Here is a 17339-nt window from a genome sequence, read left to right as displayed (position 1 = left end):
GACCCGCTACTGAAGATCGACGGATTTCCCGGTGGCGGCCGCATGGCCCGCGCGATAACCGAAAACCATTGCCGGGCCGATGGTTCCACCGGCGCCGCCGTAGGCCCGACCGGTCACGCCGCCCATGGCGTTGCCCGCGGCGAACAGTCCCGGTATCGGGTCGCCGCCGACGTGCAGGACGCGGGCGTCGGCGTCGGTGCGCGGGCCGCCCTTGGTCCCCATGGCGCCGATGGACACCGGCACGGCGTAGTACGGCGCGGTGTCGATCGGGCCGAGGGTCTTGCCGGCGAGGGTGGTGGCGCTGTCGTCGCCCCAATAGCCGTCGTACGCGCTGGAGCCGCGCCCGAAGTCGGGATCGGCGCCGGCGGCCACATTCCGGTTCCAGTTCTCGATGGTGTGGGCGAGTCCGTCGGCGTCGATGCAGGTCTTGGCGGCCAGCTCGGCCAGATCCGCCGATTCGCAGAACCAGTCCGGAACCGCCTCTCCAGGCGCGATGCCCAGGAAGCCGTACCGCTGTAGGTGGACCGAGTCGAACACCATCCACCCGCGATCGTTGACGTATCCGCCGCGGGGGTCGAGGTACTGGAACGCGCCGGCCATCGAGTTGTAGTCGGATGCTTCGTTGACGAACCGACGCCCGGCCGAGTTGACGATGATGCTCCTCGGACGGGTGCGCTCCAGGCGGACGCTGCGGCTTCGCGGCTTTCCTTCGATGGTGTCGCCCGGGATCTGCACGATCGGAACCCACCAGGCTTCGCCCATGTTGGCCAGATCCGCGCCCTGCGACATCGCCATCCGCAGCCCGTCCCCGGTGTTGTATGGCGGTGAGACCGCGCCGTGCATGGGACCGCGCAGAAACGCTTGTGTGAGAACCGGATCCCATTCGAAGCCGCCCGTTCCCAGGATGACTCCGCGGCGCGCGCGCACCCGGATGGTCTGTCCCGGCAGGGCCACCTGGACTCCGATGATCTCGCCGGCATCGGCGATGAGCCGCTCGGCGCGGGCGTTGACGTGGATCGTGGCGCCGGTGTCGAGCAAGCCGCGGAGAAGGCCCGCGATCAGTGCGGCACCGGCGACGCACAGGTTGCCGGGTTCTTCGCCCGTGGCCGCGTCCAGCCGGGCCGCGTGCAAGCGGGCCAGGGTCTCGGCGTCAAAACCCACGTTGGAAAAATCGATCGGAAACGCCGTGATCCGGGTGCCCCACTCGCCCAACCGATTCAGGTCGAAGGGAGCCGCTTTGTGCGATCGGCCGCCGCCGGGCTGCCCTCCGGGCAGCTCGGGCCGGTAGTCGGGAAAGCCGGCGGCAATCTCGAAACGCAGCTCGCTGTTCGCCTCGACGAAGTCGAGCATGCGCGGTCCGGTCCGCACGAACGTCTCGACCAGGGCGTCGTCCATCGCGCCAAGAGACTGGGCTCGTAGGTACCGCAACGCGTCCGCCACCGTCAATTCCCCATCGGGAGAACGGTTATGGGCGGGAATCCACACGACGCCGCCGGACACGGCGGTGGTGCCGCCAACCGTGGCGGCCTTCTCGAAGACCTCGACGGACGCGCCGGCCACCGCCGCCGTCAGCGCGGCGGTGAGTCCGGCGCCTCCGCTGCCGAGCACGGCGACATCGACTTCACGGTCCCATGACATGGATTGCTATCCCTTCAGCTCAGTGGCTAGCTCAACAGCTCCGCCAACTGCTTCGCGGCGGTGATGACCGCGTCCTTGCCGCGCATGACGACGTCCTCCCGGTGCGAGATGAGGTTGATGCAGGTCGGCGGGGACGGCGCCGGGCGGTTGACCGGGACCGCCAAACCGTAGGTGTTCGGTTCGATCTCGCCGTACGTGATCACCCAACCACACTCGCGAGTCTTGGTCACCAGCTCTCGCTCGCCCGGGCGCGGTGGCATGTTCGCGAGCAAGGCGATTCCCGCCGCGCCGCGGTCCAGCGGGTATCGGCTGCCCTCGTGAAAGGACAGTTGGTAGGCGACATGACTGGGCACGATCACGGCGATCGCCACCTGCTGGTCGCCCTCGGCGATGAGCAGTGACACAGTGGTGCTCAGATCGTCGGCCAGCGCGCGCAGGATCGGCAGGCTGACCTGGCGCACGTTGCGGTCGAACGAGGCGCCGAGCACGGCCAGGCCCGCCGCCGGGCGGTAGCGCCCGTCCTCTCCCTTGGCCACCAACCGAAATTCGGTGAGCGTGGAAAGCAGTCGATAGGCGATGGTGCGATGCACCCCGAGCTGGTCGGCCAGTTGCTGCACGGTCAGCCCGTTCGAGGAATCGGCCACCAGGTGCAGCGCCGTGAGCCCCCTGGCCAGCGTCTGGGAGCCCGTCATGACCTTGACAGACCCCCATCCGAGAGCGAAGCTCTATAGATAACGCACATTAGTGTGCGATATTAGCACACATAGTAGGTCGAAGACGAGAACAATATTTCCGACTACCAGCAGGCGTGAGAGGGACCGTGGCGGAATTCGAGAGCATATGGAGCGATCTCCAGGGTGTCGCGTTTTCGCAGGGTTACCTCCATGCCGGCGGAGTCCGCACCCGCTACCTGCGCGCCGGCGATTCCGGCAAGCCGGTGCTGATGTTCCTGCACGGATCCGGGGGCCACGCGGAGGCCTACGTCCGGAACCTGGCGGCGCACGCCGAGCACTTCTGGACCTGGTCCATCGACATGCTGGGCCACGGCTACACCGACAAACCGGGCCACCCGCTGGAGGTCGGCCACTACGTCGACCACCTGCTGCAGGTGCTGCGCGCCATCGGGGTCGACCGGGCCAGCATCAGCGGTGAATCGCTCGGGGGCTGGGTGGCGGCGCGCGCCGCCATCGACCATCCCGACGCGGTGGACCGGTTGGTCCTCAACACCGCCGGCGGCTCCCAGGCCGACCCGGAGGTGATGCAGCGGATCATCACGCTGTCCATGGCCGCCGCCGAGGACCCGACCTGGGAGACGGTCCAAGCGCGGATCAAATGGCTGATGGCCGACAAGTCCAAGGATTACGACGACCTGGTCGCCAGCCGCCAACGGGTATATCGCCAAGCGGGATTCGTCGACGCCATGCGCGACATCATGGCCCTGCAGGATCCCGAGATCCGCGCCCGCAACATCGTCTCCCCGGACGAATACGGTTCGATCACCGCGCCCACGCTGGTGCTGTGGACCAGTGACGACCCGACCGCCGACGTGACCGAGGGCCGCCGCATCGCGTCGATGATTCCCAACGCGCGCTTCGAGCTGATGCCCGGCTGCGGTCACTGGCCGCAGTACGAGGACGCCAAGACCTTCAACCGCCTACATCTCGACTTCCTGCTGGACCGGTGATGGGCGGCGACGGGCAGCACGTGGATTTCGACGTTGCAGTCGTCGGCGCGGGCCCGGTCGGGTTGACCTTGGCCAATATCCTTGGGCTGCGCGGTGTTCGGACGCTGGTCGTCGACGAGCGCGACAGCCTCATCGACTACCCCCGCGGGGTCGGCCTGGACGACGAGGGGTTGCGCACCTTCCAGTCGATCGGGCTGGTCGACCGGATTCTGCCCCACACCGTGCCCAATCAAATCCTGCGTTTCGTCGACGCCAAGCGTCGCGTGCTCGCCGAAATGGCGCCGCCCGACGCGCGTTTCGGCTGGCCGAAGCGCAATGGGTTCGTCCAGCCGCTCGTCGATGCCGAATTGTTGCGCGGCCTGGACAGATTCGAGCATGTCGAGGTGTGGTGGAACCGGCCCATGACCTCGTGCGCGCAGACCGACGAAGCGGTGACGGTCGAGTGTGGCGGCGACGACAATCCCGCACGGGTGCGCGCACGATACGTCGTCGGGTGCGACGGCGGGCGCAGCACGACCCGCCGGATGATGGGGGTGTCCTTCGACGGGACGACGTCGCCGACGCGGTGGCTGGTGGTCGACGTCGCCAACGATCCCCTGGGCCACCCGAACAGCGAGGTCGGCGCCGACCCGGAGCGCCCCTACGCCTCGATCTCGATCGCCCACGGAATCCGTCGGTTCGAGTTCATGATTCACGCCGACGAGACCGACGAGCAGGCCGAGGATCCGGCGTTTCTGACGCGGATGCTGGCGCGGATGGTGCCGCACCCCGACCGGGTCGACGTGATCCGGCGCCGCGTCTACACCCATCACTCACGGATCGCCGGTGCGTTCCGCTCGGGCCGGCTGTTGCTGGCCGGCGACGCAGCGCACCTGATGCCGGTGTGGCAGGGACAGGGCTACAACAGCGGGATTCGCGACGCGTTCAATTTGGGCTGGAAGCTCGCCGCGGTGGTGCGCGGCCTGGCGGACGACGCGTTGCTGGACACCTACGACATCGAGCGCCGCAAGCATGCGCGGGCGATGATCGACCTCTCCACCATGGTGGGCCGGGTGATCTCGCCGACCGACCGCAGGATCGCCACCGCCCGCGACCTCCTCGTGCGGTCGGCGTCGATTGTTCCCTCGCTCAAGCGGTATGTGCTGGAAATGCGGTTCAAGCCGATGCCGCGCTACGAGCAGGGCGCCGTTGTGCACTCCGCTCCGCGCCGGGCCGACTCGCCGGTGGGCACGCTGTTCATCCAGCCTCGGGTCGATACCCGCGCGCAGCGCGACGTGCTGTTGGACGACGTGCTGGGCGATTGGTTCGCCGTGCTGTGCTGGAACAACAACCCCCGCAAGATCCTCGGCGAGGACGCATTCGCCAGCTGGAAAGTTTTGGGCGCCAGATTCTTTGCGCTGCGCCCGGTGACCCAGCTGCACTGGGAAGGCCACGACGACCCCGATGTCGTTATCGTCGGCGACCGCAACGGCGGGCTGAAAGCGTGGTTCGACGCCCATCAGGAGTCGGTGCTGTTCCTGCGGCCCGATCGGTGCATCGCGGGCGCCTCCATCGCCCAGCTCGCGCCCGAGCTGAGCGCCTCGCTCCTGGACGCCCTCACCCTCACACCGGGAGGGGGTGATCCTCAAAGTGGCACTGGCTCTGTGCTGTATGTCGCACAGCCCGCTCCTGAATCTTCCGGGGCCGTCGCGGGGCCTGCTTGACGACATCGAAGGCGCCATCGCGCAAGCGCGGCGCTTCGTCGAAGATTACGACCCGGAACTCGTCGTGATCTTCTCACCGGACCACTACAACGGGTTCTTCTACAAGGTGATGCCGCCGTTCTGCATCGGCATGCGCGCCAACGGCGTTGGCGATTACGGCACCCACGCGGGCCCGCTCGACGTCCCCGAGGACCTGGCGACCGAGTGCGCGAAAGCCGTCCTTGGCGCCGGCGTGGACGTCGCGGTGTCGGCCGCCATGGACGTCGACCACGGCACCGTGCAGCCGCTGGAGAAGCTCTTCGGCGACGCCACCGCGCGCCCGGTGATACCGATCTTCGTCAACGCGATAGGCGTGCCGCTCGGACCGTTGCGCCGTTGCCGGGCACTCGGTTCCGCCGTCGGCGGCTATCTGGCCGAACTGGACAAGAGGGTCTTGTTGATAGGTTCGGGAGGGCTCTCCCACAGCCCGCCGGTGCCGACGCTGGCGAGCGCACCCCCGGCCGTGCTGGAGCGGATCGTGGACGGCCGACCGATGACACCCGATCAGCGGCAAGCGCGGCAGGCGGTCGTGATCGAGGCCGCCAAGAACTTCGCCGACGGCCAAAGCGAGCTGCAACCCCTCAACCCCGCGTGGGACCACCGGTTCCTCGAAATCATCGACGACGGAAAGCTCGCCGACCTCGATCAGTGGTCCAATTCGTTCGTCACGTACGAGGGCGGCAGCTCGGCACACGAAATCAGGACCTGGGTCTCGGCTTTCGCAGCGCTGGAGACCGTGGGGCGATACGAGACCACGGTGCGTTACTACAAGCCGGCCGCCGAATTGATCGCGGGCTTCGCCATCCGAACGGCGGTGCCAGTATGACCACCGGCGCTACGGAGGGCTTCGATCACGTCGTCGACGTGCTCATCGTCGGGTCCGGCGGGGGCGGCATGGCCGCGGCCCTGACGGCCCAGGCGTCGGGTCTCGACGCGCTGGTCGTGGAAAAGTCGTCGTATTTCGGCGGTTCCACGGCCCTGTCGGGTGGGGGCATCTGGGTGCCGGGCGCACCCGCGCAACGCCGCGAGGGCTACACGCCCTCACCCGAGGGTGTCGTCGAATACCTGCTGAGGATCACCGACGGCCTGGTCGCTGAGGCACGGATACGCCAGTACGTCGATGCGGCGCCGCAAATGCTGGAGTTTCTCGAGAACCTCTCGAGCTGGTTCGAATTCGTCTGGAAGCCGGGCTATGCCGATTACTACCCGGAGCTGCCCGGCGGCTCCGAGCTGGGCAGCACCATCAATGTGCCCCCCATCGACCTGCGCAAGCTGGGCCCCGACGAGCAAACGCTGCTGCAGCCGCTGGCGCTGGCCCCCAAGGGAATCTGGCTGGGACCCAAGGAGCTTCGGACCTTCTACCGGATCCGGCAGTCATGGGCCGGCAAGGGCGTGCTGTTGAAACTGATCGCGCGGATGGTCAGGGCCAGAGTTTTCGGTGAGCGGATGGCGGCGATCGGACAGTCGTTGGCCGCCCGGCTCAGGCTGGCCATGCGGGAACGGGGTATCCCGCTGTGGTTGGACTCGCCGATGGTGGAATTGCTCACCGACGCCGGCGGCGCGGTGACAGGTGTGGCGGTGGAGCGCAACTTGACCACGCAGCGGGTCGGCGCGCGACGGGGCGTCATCCTGGCCTCCGGCGGCTTCGACCACGACCTCGCCTGGCGCAAAGAGCAACTGCCCGTCATCGAGCAGGATTGGAGCTTCGGCAACCCCGCCGCCATGGGCGACGGCATCCGAGCCGGCGAGAAGATCGGCGCCGCAACCGAACTACTGGACGAGGCATGGTGGTTCCCGGCGATCCAGTGGCCGGACGGCCGGATGCAATTCATGCTCAATGAACGGATGATGCCCGCGCAGTTCATCGTCAACGGCGACGGGAAGCGCTTCATCAACGAGGCGGCGCCCTACATGGACTTCGGCCACGCCATGATCGACGGGCAGAAGTCGGGAGTGACGCACATCCCCTGCTGGCTCATCACCGATCACCGGTCGTGGAATCGCTATGTCATCGGCGGCCATCTCCCGATACCGAAGATTCCCGGCGCGCCGGTACCCACCGGCCGCAAGGTTCCCGCCGCCTGGCTGGAATCGGGCGTGGTCAAAGCGGCCATGACATGGGACGAAATGGCCGCCAAGATAGCAGTGCCGGCACATCAGCTTTCCGCAACCGCAAGCCGCTTCAACGAACTCGCGCACCAGGGGCACGACGACGATTTCAACCGCGGCGACAGCGTCTACGACAACTACTACGGCGACCCGACCCTGCCCAACCCGAACCTGTATCCGTTGGGCAAGCCGCCGTACTACGCATTCCGAATCGTCCTGGGCGACCTGGGTACCTCGGGCGGCCTGCGTGTCGACGAACACGCCCGCGTGCTGCGGCCCGACGGCACCGTGGTGCCGGGGCTCTACGCGGTGGGCAACACCTCGGCGCCGGTCATGGGCCGCAGCTACGCCGGCGCCGGGGCGACCATCGGCCCGGCCATGACGTTCGGCTACGTGGCCGCCAAACACCTTGCAGCCCAAGCCAACAAACAGACCCCTTAACTCATATGGGAGGTAATCAATGAAAATCTCGCTGTTCTACGAGTTCGCGCTGCCGCGTCCGTGGGCCCCGGACGACGAACACGTCTTACTGCAGGACTGCCTGGACGAGGTGGAGGCCGCCGACAAGGCGGGGTTCTCCACCGTCTGGCTGACCGAGCATCACTTCCTCGAGGAGTACTGCCATTCCACCGCGCCGGAGATCTTCCTGGCCGCGGCCAGCCAGCGGACCAAGAACATCCGGCTCGGGTTCGGGATCATGCACCTGCTGCCCGCGGTCAATCACCCCGCGCGAGTGGCCGAACGCATCGCCACCATCGACCTGCTGTCCAACGGGCGGGTTGAGTTCGGCACCGGGGAAGGCTCCTCCGTCGGCGAACTCGGCGGATTCGATGTCGATCCCGCCGACAAGCGCGCCCAGTGGGAGGAGGCCCTCGAGGTCTCGATCCGATGCATGATCGAGGAACCGTTCACCGGTTTCAAAGGCGACCAGATCCAGATGCCACCGCGCAACGTCATTCCCAAGCCGCTGCAAAAGCCGCATCCGCCGGTGTGGGTCGCCTGCACGCGGCCGGCGAGCGTACAGATGGCCGCCCAAAAATGCATCGGGGCACTGAGCTTCGCGTACACCGGTCCCGGGCCGCTGACCGACCGGGTCAACGGCTACTACAAGGAGTTCGAGGAGAACGGCGTGCCCATCACGCCACAGATCAACCCGAACATCCTGGCCATCGGTGGGGACCTGTCGATGATGGTCGCCAAGACCGAGGAGGAGGCGCTGCAACGGCTGGGGCAGGGCGGCGGATTCTTTTCGTTCGGGATCATGCACTACTACCTGACCGGGATGCACGTCCCCGGCCGCACCGGGGTCTGGAAGCGGTATCTCGAAGAGGTCGAGAAGGACCCGACCCTGGCTTACGGCCCTGGGCGCGGCGCGATCGGATCCCCGGCCACGGTGCGCGAATTCCTGCGCGGCTACGAGGAGAGCGGCGTCGACGAGATCATCCTGTTGCTCAACCCGCGCAGCCACGAGGGCACCATGGAATCCATTGAGCTGATGGGCAAAGAGGTGCTGCCGGAGTTCATCGAGCGTGACCAGAAGGCCGTGGCCGACAAGGCCAAGCGGCTCGCACCCGCGATCGAAAAGGTCGAGGCGCGACGGCCGAAGTCGACGGCACCGCTGTTCGACGAAACCTACGCCTTCGGTGGCCTGCCCACCGGCCGCGACAAGTTCACCGCCAGCGAGATCCCCGAGGCCATGGCCGAGATCAACGAGGGTCGCGTCCAGGCGGCGCGGCGCGCCCAGGAGCAAGAGCAGGGCAAGTGACGCCGGAAGCGGATTGAGCCGTGGGACACATCGACGAGCTGTGGCGCTACGACGGCCGCCGTGCCGTGGTAACCGGATGTGCCTCGGGCATCGGCGAACACGTGGCGCGGCAGCTCAGCGAGCTCGGGGCCGACGTCGTCGGGCTGGACAAGCGCCGTCCGGCGTTCGAGCTCAACGGGTTTCACGAGGTTGACCTCGCCGATCCGGCCTCCATCGACCGGGCGGTGGCCTCGGTCGAGGCGCCGGTCGACGCGCTGTTCAACGTGGCCGGCGTCTCGTCCGGGATCGGCGACCCCCCGCTGGTCGTCACCATCAACTTCCTCGGACTGCGCCAGCTCACCGAGGCGCTGATCGAAAAGATGCCGGCGGGCTCGTCGATCGTCAGCGTATCGTCACTGGCCGCTGCGGCGTACCGGGACCACCTGCGCGCGGTGGCGCCCCTGCTGGACACCGCGACGATGGCCGAAGGCATCGACTGGTGTCACGCGCACCCCGATGCGCTGGCCGGCGGGGGCTACCAACTGTCCAAAGAGGCGATCATCCTTTACACCATGCGAAGCGCCGCACCCCTTGGCGCGCGCGGCATCCGCATCAACTGCACCGGCCCGGGCGTCACCGAAACCCCGATCCTCGATCAGCTGCGCACCGCGTACGGGCAGGGCTTTCTGGACGACATTCCCAAACCGTTGGGTCGCGTTTCGGAGGCCGCCGAACAGGCCGCGGCCCTATTGTTTCTCAATAGCCGCGCGGCCAGCTACATCACCGGCCAGGTGTTGTGGGTCGACGGTGGGAACGTGGGCGCGGCGATCGCCCGTGAGCTCGAGGAAGGAGCGCCGTGGCCAACGTAACCGACTTCCGGCGAGTCGCGCGCGACGTCTCCAACTGGGGGAGGTGGGGAGCCGACGACGAGCTGGGCACGCTGAACTTCATCACCGCGGACAAGGTCGCGCAAGCCGCCGGCCTGGTCCGGCACGGCAAGGTCTTTCCGCTCGGCGTCGACTTCGGCGCGTCAGGACCGCAGGGCGCCTTCGAGTTTCGGCACAATCCGGTGCATGTCATGACGGTCGACGGCGGCGATGTGAACACGCTCACCAAATACGGGCCCGATTGGGCGCGCAACCCGCTGGCCCAGCAGCTCAGTCAGTACATGACGGCCGACAATCCGTTTCGCTTCAACGACGACATGATCATCATGCCGTTGCAGGCCGCCAGCCAGTGGGATGCGCTGTCGCACGTCTACTACGACGGTCAGCTCTACAACGGCTTCCCGGCGGATTCGGTCACCAGCATGGGGGCCTACCGCTGCGGCATCGACAAGGTCGACGGCAAGGGCATCACCTCACGCGGTGTGCTGCTGGACCTGGTTCGCCACCGCGGCGCGGAGGTCTTCCTCGAGGCCGGGAACCCGATCACTCCCGAGGAGCTGGACGACGTGGTTCGCGCGCAGGGGGTGACCGTGGGCCGGGGTGACATCGTGTTGATCCGGACCGGTTGGTGGACAAGGTTTCTGGCGACCGGCAACAAGTTGGAAGGTTACTCCGGATTGGACTGGCGGTGCGCTTCGTGGCTGCACGACCACGAGATCGCGGCGGTCGCGGCCGACAACCTCCAGGTCGAGGACCTGGTGTCCGGCGTCGACGGGATAACGTTTCCCCTGCATCTGCTTTGCCTGCGTGACATGGGGCTGATGTTCGGCGAGTACTGGGACCTCACCGCGCTGGCGGACGACTGCGCCGCCGACGGCGTGTACGAGTTCCAGCTCGTCGCGCCGCCCCTGAGAGTCGTTGGCGCCGTGGGTTCGCCGGTGAATCCGATCGCGATCAAGTAGAGAAGGCGGGCGATTGGAGATTCATCGCAAAACCCTGCTGGTCGACGGCCTGCGCACCAGCTATCTGGAGGCGGGCGAAGGCGAACCGGTGGTGCTGTTGCACGGTGGAGAGTTCGGCGCCAGCGCGGAACTCGGCTGGGAACGCAACATCGCCGCCCTGGCCGCGCAGTACCGGGTCCTGGCACCGGACCAGCTGGGGTTCGGGCAGTCGGCGAAGGTCATCGACTTCGTCGAAGGGCGCCGGATGCGGATTCGGCACGTGGCGCGATTCTGCGAGGAGCTCGACGTCTCCTCCGCGCACTTCGTCGGCAACTCGATGGGCGCCATCAACCTGCTCACCGACGCCACGTCGGACACGCCGCTGCTGCCGGTCCGCAGCCTGGTGATCATCTGCGGGGGAGGCGAGATCCAGCAAAATCGGCATTTCGATGCGCTCCAGCAGTACGACGCGACGCTCCCGGCGATGCGCCGCATCGTCGAGGCGCTGTTCCACGACCCCGGCTACCCGGCGGACGAGGACTACGTCCGTCGGCGCTACGAGTCGAGCACCGTCCCGGGCGCGTGGGAGGCGGTGGCGGCGGCACGATTTCGTCGCCCCGACGCCGCGCCCGCCCCGACCCCTTCGAGCACGCGCGCCTACGAGCGCATCGGCGTGCCGACGCTTGTCATCGAGGGGGGCGACGACAAACTCCTGCCGTCCGGCTGGGCCGCCCAGATCGCCAAACAGATCGACGGTGCCCGCGCCGCGGTGGTGGCCCAGGCCGGTCACTGCCCACAGATCGAACGGGCCGCCGCGGTCAACGCGTTGCTGCTGGACTTCATCGCAACCGCCTGAAATCTAAAAGATGTACTCGAGCCGGGTCTGCATGCCGGCTTCCTGGTGATAGGTGTTGTGGCAATGCAACTGCCAGACACCCGGGTTGTCGGCGACCAGCACGGCGAGCACCTTCCGCTTGGGGAGCACGATCACGGTGTCCTTGCGCGGGCCGGGGCTGCCGTCGGCCTTGATCAGCTGGTAGGTGTGGCCGTGCAGGTGAATCGGGTGATACATCATCGTGGTGTTGTCGAACGTGATCGTGGGCCGTTCACCCTCGCGGACACGCAGCGGGTCGGTCTGGCTGTAGGGTTTCCCGTTGATCGTCCAGTTGTACTGTGCCATGTTGCCGCCCAACACGACCGGAAGGTTGAGGTCGGGCTGTGGCCGGCCGAGGTTGACGGGCGTTGTGGCCGTGAACATTTCGATGGTGCCGACCCGCTGGCCGAGTTCGGCCGGCTGAAACCCCGCGTCGGGTGGGCTGCCGGTGCCGGTGGACAGCAGCGCGCGTGCCAGCGCGTTCTTCCCTTCCGCCAGTGCCACCAGCGGGAAGACGCCGTCTGCGGCGGTGACGATGACGTCGTAGCGCTCGGCCATGCCGATGAGCAGGGCGTCGACCCGGGTGGGTACGACCGGGAAGCCATCGGTGTGGGTGACCGTCATCGAATGGCCGGCCAGCGCGACGCGAAACGCGGTGTCCGAGCCCGTATTGATGAAGCGGATCCTGATGCGCTGACCCGGCTTCGCGTTGAAGGTGGTGGGTGCGGCCGGGATTCGGCCGTTGATCAGATAGTAGGGATAGCCGATGTCTCCGGCGTCGCCGCCGAGCAGATCGCTCTTTGTTCCGCCGTTGTCGGACATGCCAGGCATCTCCGGCATGCTGGATGTCGGCGTCATCGACGTCGTTGAGCTGGTCGGGGACGTCGGTGTCGTTGTGGACGTCGTCGGCATGGTCGACCGGCTCGGCTTGTTCGGATTGGTGAGCTCGCTGTAGAGCTGCTGCGGGCTCTTGCCGACACCGTCGGTCCAATCGTCGAGGACGACAACCCATTCGGCGTCGTAGTCGCCCTCGTTCGGATCTTCGACGATGACCGGCAGGTAAAGCCCCTTGTCGGCGTCCAGGCCGGTGTGCGGGTGAGCCCAGTAAGTGCCCGAATTCGGGACGGAGAACCGGTAGGTGAAGTCCTGGCCGGCCGCGATGTTCGGGGTGGCGGGCGCGGCACCGTCCATGTCGTTGCGCAGCGCCACGCCGTGCCAGTGCACCGACGTCGGGACGTCCAGCCGGTTGGCGACGGTGACGACCAGTTCGTCACCGACGTTGGCGCGGATCAGCGGTCCGGGAATGCCGTTGCCGTAGGCCATCGTGCGCACGACCCGTCCGCCCAGATCGATGTCGGCCAGCTGCGGCGTCAGGCTGGCGGTGACGGTGCGCCCGCTGTGCGGCCGTGCCTGCTCGGCCGCGTCGATGGCGGCGGCCATTTGCGCTGCGGCGCCCGATACTTGGGATTTCGTTTGGCTGCAGCCCGCAAGCGCCAACCCGCCGGCGAGGCCGGCCGCCATGAAGCCGCGGCGGGTGAGCAACGTCGCGTCGAAAGGTACCCCGCTTGGGGGCCGCACGGGCATTGAGCGCTCCTCGTCTCGGGTCGAACCGCCCCGCCGACTTATACCGTGCTCGGCCGTTGGCCGGAGCGCAAGTACCGAGTTATCGGCTGCCACAACTGATCAATGCAACCCGAGGCATCGGCCTTGACCCGCGTCTCGGCGCGCGGCGCCTACTGCGCGGCGCTGGACGTCCGGGAGGCCATCCAATCGGCAAAGCGGGTGGGGTAGATCGTTGCGCCCTCGCTGTCGAGCGGAACGATGGTGTGCTCGTCCAGCGCGGTACCGAAGTACTGGGCCGCGGGGTCTCCCACCACCTCACGCGGATCGTTGGACGCGGCCAACGCGGTCCGGATGAACTCGTCCATGCCACGCTTTTCGGGGCCGGCGATGTTGGTGATGCCGTTGGTCGGATCGCTAATCGTCGCGCCGGTGACGGCCGTGGCGACGTCGTTGGCGGCGATGGGCTGGAACGCCCCAACCGGCAGGCGGACCGTGTTGCCGTCGGTGGCCGAATCGGCGATCGCCGTGACGAATTCGAAGAATTGCGTCGCCCGCACGATCGAATACGGGTTTCCCGATTCCTCGATCAGCTTCTCCTGGGCGACCTTGGCCCGCATGTAGCCGCTGTCCGGGGCGCGGTCGGCACCGACGATCGAGAGCGCGACGTGGTGCCGCACCCCCGCCGCGCGTTCCGCGGCGAGAATGTTTCGGGTCGACGTCGTGAAGAACTGCATCACGGGGTCGTCGTCGAAGGACGGCGAGTTGGACACGTCGACCACCGTGTGCGCCCCCGCCACCGCGTCGGCAAGCCCCTCACCGGTGACCGTGTCGACGCCCGAACGCGGCGAGGCCGAGATCGCCTCGTGTCCCATCTCGGTCAGATTGGCGATGACCTGCGAGCCGATGAGTCCCGTGCCGCCGATAACCAAAATCTTCACGATCAAGCCCTCCCGAGGTAGCCGATGAACCGATGAGCTCAGCCTTCCACGTTCGCAAATTGATTGATACAGAGCCGGAGGTCGAACTCTCTAAATCAAGTGCTTGACTTAACGCAGCCGACGCCGATTAACTCGTCGTGTGGTCAACGATCTGACGGGCAAGGTAGCCGTAGTCACCGGCGGGGCGTCAGGCATCGGCCGCGGCGCGGTGGAGAAGTTTGTCGCCGAGGGCGCGCGGGTCGTCATCGCCGACGTCGACGCCGACCGGGGCGAGGCGCTGGCGACGGCGCTGGGACCGGACACCTTCTTCCAGCGCACGGACGTCTCGGACACCGAACAGGTCGGAGCGCTGGTGGCCGCCGCCGTCGAAAGGTTCGGCGGCCTGCACATCATGGTGAACAACGCCGGGGTCTCGGGCACCATGCACCGCCGGTTTCTCGAGGACGACCTGGCCGACTTCCACCGGATCATGGCGGTCAACGTGCTGGGTGTGATGGCCGGCACCCGAGATGCTGCTCGGCACATGGCCGCCCACGGCGGGGGATCGATCATCAACATGACGTCCATCGGTGGAATCCAGGCCGGCGGCGGCGTGATGACCTACCGCGCCTCCAAGGCGGCGGTCATCCAGTTCACCAAGTCCGCGGCAATCGAATTGGCGTACTACGAGATTCGGGTCAACGCCATCGCGCCGGGCAACATCCCCACGCCACTGTTGAAGACGTCGGCGGCGGGCATGGATCCCGCGGAGCTCGAGCGGTACGAGGCGGGCATCCGCGAGACGATGCGGGCCGACCGGCCGCTGAAGCGCGAGGGCACGCCCGACGACATCGCGGAGGCGGCGCTGTACTTCGCCAGCGACCGGTCGCGCTATGTCACCGGAACCGTGCTGCCGGTGGACGGCGGGACGGTCGCGGGCAAGGTCATCCGGTCCAAACGCAAGGAATGATCGCCTTTAGCGCGGACTTTAAATCAAGCGCTTGACTTAAAGTGAGGAGGGGGGTTGACTGACGGGATGACCACCGCAGGCCGGACCGTCCGCACCGAGCGGGCCAGTTCCACCCAGGAGGCGATCCTGGCGGCGGCCGAGCGGCTATACGCCGAGCACGGCATGTTCGCCGTGTCGAACCGCCAGGTCAGCGAGGCCGCCGGCCAGGGCAACAACGCCGCGGTGGGATACCACTTCGGCACCAAGGCCGACCTGGTGCGCGCGATCGAGCAGAAGCACCGCGGGCCCGTCGAGCAGCTGCGCGAACAGATGGTGGCCGAGCTGTCGGAGTCGCGCGGTCCCATCGAGATGCGGGACTGGGTGGCCTGCCTGGTGCGCCCGCTCACCGACCACCTGGCGGACCTCGGGAACCCCACCTGGTACGCGCGCTTCGCCGCGCAGGCGATGACCGACCCGGCCTACTACAACATCATCGTCAAGGGGGCGCTCAGCTCGCCGTCGCTGGTTCAGGTCGTCGACGGGATCAACGGCTGCCTGCCCAACCTGCCGGCCGAGGTGCGGTTCGAGCGCAACATCATGGCCCGCAACCTCTTGATGCACACCTGCGCCGACCGCGAACGCGCGCTGGCGGCGGGATCCACGATGCACCAATCGTCTTGGCGCGCCGCCGCATCCGGCCTCATCGACGCGATCGTGGGCCTGTGGCTGGCGCCCGTGACGCCGGACGAATAGGGGTCTAGGGATGAAAGTGACTGTCGACCAGAACACCTGCGCGTCCTCGGGCAACTGCGTCATGAACGCGCCGGAGGTGTTCGACCAGCGCGACGACGACGGGGTTGTCGTGTTGCTCAATCCGAATCCACCGGCCGAGCAGGCCGAGGGCGCCCGCCGCGCCGCGGCGGCGTGCCCGGCACTGGCCATCCACATCGAGGAATGACATGTCGGACACATTGGCGAGCGCGAAACCCCAAGCGGATCAACAGGTCCCGGAATATCCGACGGCCCGCGACGCCGGCTGCCCCTTCGCGCCGCCTCCGGACGTCATGGCGCTCGCGGCGGCCAAGCCGCTGTCCAGGGTCCGGATCTGGGACGGCAGCACACCCTGGCTGATCACGGGCTACGATCAAGTGCGGGAACTGTTCTCCGACTCCCGGGTCAGCGTCGACGACCGCACGCCGGGGTTTCCACACTGGAACGAGGGCATGTTGTCCACCGTGCACAAGCGCCCGCGTTCGGTCTTCACCTCCGACGGCGAGGAACACACCCGATTCCGGCGGATGTTGTCGAAGCCCTTCACGTTCAAACGGGTCGAGGGGTTGCGGCCGAGCATCCAGCAGATCACCGACGACCACATCGACGCGATGCTCGCCGGGCCGCAACCCGCCGACCTGGTCACCGCGTTGGCCCTGCCGGTCCCGTCGCTGGTGATCAGCCAACTGCTCGGGGTGCCGTACGAAGACGCCGACATGTTCCAGCACCACGCCAACGTCGGGCTGGCGCGCTACGCGACGGGGGAGGACACCGTCAAGGGCGCGATGAGCCTGCACAGGTACCTGGCCCAGCTGGTCGAGGCCAAGATGGAAGACCCGGCAGAAGACGCGGTGTCCGACCTGGCCGAGCGCGTCAAAGCCGGTGAACTCAGCGTCAAAGAGGCCGCCCAGCTGGCCACCGGACTGCTGATCGCGGGCCACGAGACCACCGCGAACATGGTCGGGCTGGGCGTGCTTGCGCTGCTGCGGAATCCGGACCAGTTGGCCGTCATCCGCGATGCCGAGGATCCCAAGATCGTCGCGAACGCGGTCGAGGAACTGTTGCGCTACCTCAGCATCATCCAGAACGGCCAGCGTCGCGTGGCCCTCGAAGACATCAACATCGCCGGCGAGGTCATCCGCGCCGGCGAGGGCATCATCATCGACCTTGCCCCGGCGAACTGGGATGCGCGCGCGTTCACCGAGCCGGATCGGCTGTACCTGCACCGGTCGGGGGCGGACCGCAACGTGGCGTTCGGCTACGGCAGGCACCAGTGCGTCGGGCAGCAGCTCGCCCGCGCGGAGCTGCAAATCGTCTACCGCACGTTGTTCCGCCGCGTCCCGACACTGGAGTTGAGCATCCCGTTCGAGGAGGTGCCGTTCAAACACGATCGGCTCGCCTACGGCGTCTACGAATTGCCGGTGACCTGGTGAACCGACCCGATCACTCTCAAAAAAGCCGATCCCGAATGGAGGGTCAACGATGACGACTCAAGCAAGCACAGTTTCGCTCTACCCGCC

At 67.2% G+C, this 17339-nt stretch carries 16 protein-coding genes; 12 read left to right on the top strand and 4 right to left on the bottom strand.

What is annotated here, in order from left to right; translation table 11 throughout:
* Nucleotides 1-6 precede the first annotated feature (6 nt).
* A complete protein-coding gene (locus A5655_RS14485) occupies nucleotides 7-1638 on the bottom strand; it encodes an FAD-dependent oxidoreductase (RefSeq protein ID WP_067011154.1) in 1632 nt (543 codons plus the stop codon).
* A gap of 26 nt (nucleotides 1639-1664) precedes the next feature.
* Nucleotides 1665-2330, bottom strand: coding sequence for an IclR family transcriptional regulator (locus tag A5655_RS14480; protein WP_067011152.1), 666 nt, complete (start codon nucleotides 2328-2330; stop codon nucleotides 1665-1667).
* A gap of 128 nt (nucleotides 2331-2458) precedes the next feature.
* Between A5655_RS14480 and A5655_RS14475 the strand changes: the two genes are divergently transcribed.
* From A5655_RS14475 to A5655_RS14440, 8 genes are read left to right on the top strand one after another with little or no spacing between them, the layout of a single operon-like run.
* Nucleotides 2459-3322 carry an alpha/beta fold hydrolase gene (locus A5655_RS14475; protein ID WP_067011150.1) on the top strand — a complete coding sequence of 288 codons (864 nt, stop codon included), beginning with the start codon at nucleotides 2459-2461 and terminating at the stop codon, nucleotides 3320-3322.
* The gene (locus A5655_RS14470) at nucleotides 3322-5025 is read left to right on the top strand and encodes a bifunctional 3-(3-hydroxy-phenyl)propionate/3-hydroxycinnamic acid hydroxylase (RefSeq protein WP_067011148.1); all 1704 of its coding nucleotides are present in this window, start codon (nucleotides 3322-3324) and stop codon (nucleotides 5023-5025) included. Before A5655_RS14475 ends, A5655_RS14470 begins: the two co-directional genes overlap by 1 nt.
* Nucleotides 4973-5890: a 3-carboxyethylcatechol 2,3-dioxygenase gene (locus A5655_RS14465; protein ID WP_067011146.1), complete on the top strand. Its 918-nt coding sequence runs from the start codon at nucleotides 4973-4975 to the stop codon at nucleotides 5888-5890. The genes A5655_RS14470 and A5655_RS14465 overlap by 53 nt, the downstream gene beginning before the upstream one ends.
* Nucleotides 5887-7614, top strand: coding sequence for an FAD-binding protein (locus A5655_RS14460; RefSeq protein WP_067011144.1), 1728 nt, complete (start codon nucleotides 5887-5889; stop codon nucleotides 7612-7614). The genes A5655_RS14465 and A5655_RS14460 overlap by 4 nt, the downstream gene beginning before the upstream one ends.
* Nucleotides 7615-7633: 19 nt before the next feature.
* Nucleotides 7634-8938 carry an LLM class flavin-dependent oxidoreductase gene (locus A5655_RS14455; protein WP_067011142.1) on the top strand — a complete coding sequence of 435 codons (1305 nt, stop codon included), beginning with the start codon at nucleotides 7634-7636 and terminating at the stop codon, nucleotides 8936-8938.
* A gap of 20 nt (nucleotides 8939-8958) precedes the next feature.
* The gene (locus A5655_RS14450; protein WP_067011140.1) at nucleotides 8959-9786 is read left to right on the top strand and encodes a coniferyl-alcohol dehydrogenase; all 828 of its coding nucleotides are present in this window, start codon (nucleotides 8959-8961) and stop codon (nucleotides 9784-9786) included.
* Nucleotides 9774-10766 carry a cyclase family protein gene (locus A5655_RS14445; protein WP_067011138.1) on the top strand — a complete coding sequence of 331 codons (993 nt, stop codon included), beginning with the start codon at nucleotides 9774-9776 and terminating at the stop codon, nucleotides 10764-10766. The genes A5655_RS14450 and A5655_RS14445 overlap by 13 nt, the downstream gene beginning before the upstream one ends.
* A 13-nt stretch (nucleotides 10767-10779) precedes the next feature.
* The gene (locus A5655_RS14440) at nucleotides 10780-11601 is read left to right on the top strand and encodes an alpha/beta fold hydrolase (RefSeq protein WP_067011136.1); all 822 of its coding nucleotides are present in this window, start codon (nucleotides 10780-10782) and stop codon (nucleotides 11599-11601) included.
* 3 nt (nucleotides 11602-11604) lie between these two features.
* On the opposite strand, the gene A5655_RS14435 is transcribed toward A5655_RS14440, so the two are convergent.
* Complete coding sequence (locus tag A5655_RS14435; protein WP_067011134.1) at nucleotides 11605-13203, bottom strand: multicopper oxidase family protein; 1599 nt, start codon at nucleotides 13201-13203, stop codon at nucleotides 11605-11607.
* Nucleotides 13204-13352: 149 nt separating this feature from the next.
* Nucleotides 13353-14120 (bottom strand): SDR family oxidoreductase, encoded by a 768-nt coding sequence (locus A5655_RS14430; protein ID WP_067011285.1) that lies wholly within the window; start codon nucleotides 14118-14120, stop codon nucleotides 13353-13355.
* A gap of 139 nt (nucleotides 14121-14259) precedes the next feature.
* On the opposite strand from A5655_RS14430, the gene A5655_RS14425 reads away from it, so the two are divergent.
* The 4 genes from A5655_RS14425 to A5655_RS14410 all read left to right on the top strand — a co-directional run bounded on the left by A5655_RS14425 (nucleotide 14260) and on the right by A5655_RS14410 (nucleotide 17252).
* Nucleotides 14260-15069: an SDR family NAD(P)-dependent oxidoreductase gene (locus A5655_RS14425; RefSeq protein WP_067011132.1), complete on the top strand. Its 810-nt coding sequence runs from the start codon at nucleotides 14260-14262 to the stop codon at nucleotides 15067-15069.
* Between the two features lie 66 nt (nucleotides 15070-15135).
* On the top strand, nucleotides 15136-15801 hold the full coding sequence (locus tag A5655_RS14420) for a TetR family transcriptional regulator (protein ID WP_067011130.1): 666 nt from the start codon (nucleotides 15136-15138) through the stop codon (nucleotides 15799-15801).
* A gap of 10 nt (nucleotides 15802-15811) precedes the next feature.
* Complete coding sequence (locus A5655_RS14415; protein ID WP_067011128.1) at nucleotides 15812-16006, top strand: ferredoxin; 195 nt, start codon at nucleotides 15812-15814, stop codon at nucleotides 16004-16006.
* A gap of 1 nt (nucleotide 16007) precedes the next feature.
* Nucleotides 16008-17252: a cytochrome P450 gene (locus tag A5655_RS14410; RefSeq protein WP_067011126.1), complete on the top strand. Its 1245-nt coding sequence runs from the start codon at nucleotides 16008-16010 to the stop codon at nucleotides 17250-17252.
* The last annotated feature ends 87 nt before the right edge of the window (nucleotides 17253-17339 follow it).

Origin of the sequence: Mycobacterium sp. 1081908.1, from assembly GCF_001673535.1 — a bacterium.
GTDB lineage: Bacteria > Actinomycetota > Actinomycetes > Mycobacteriales > Mycobacteriaceae > Mycobacterium.
Note: the sequence above shows the minus strand (reverse complement) of the source record. Positions and strands in the feature narration are given on the sequence as shown.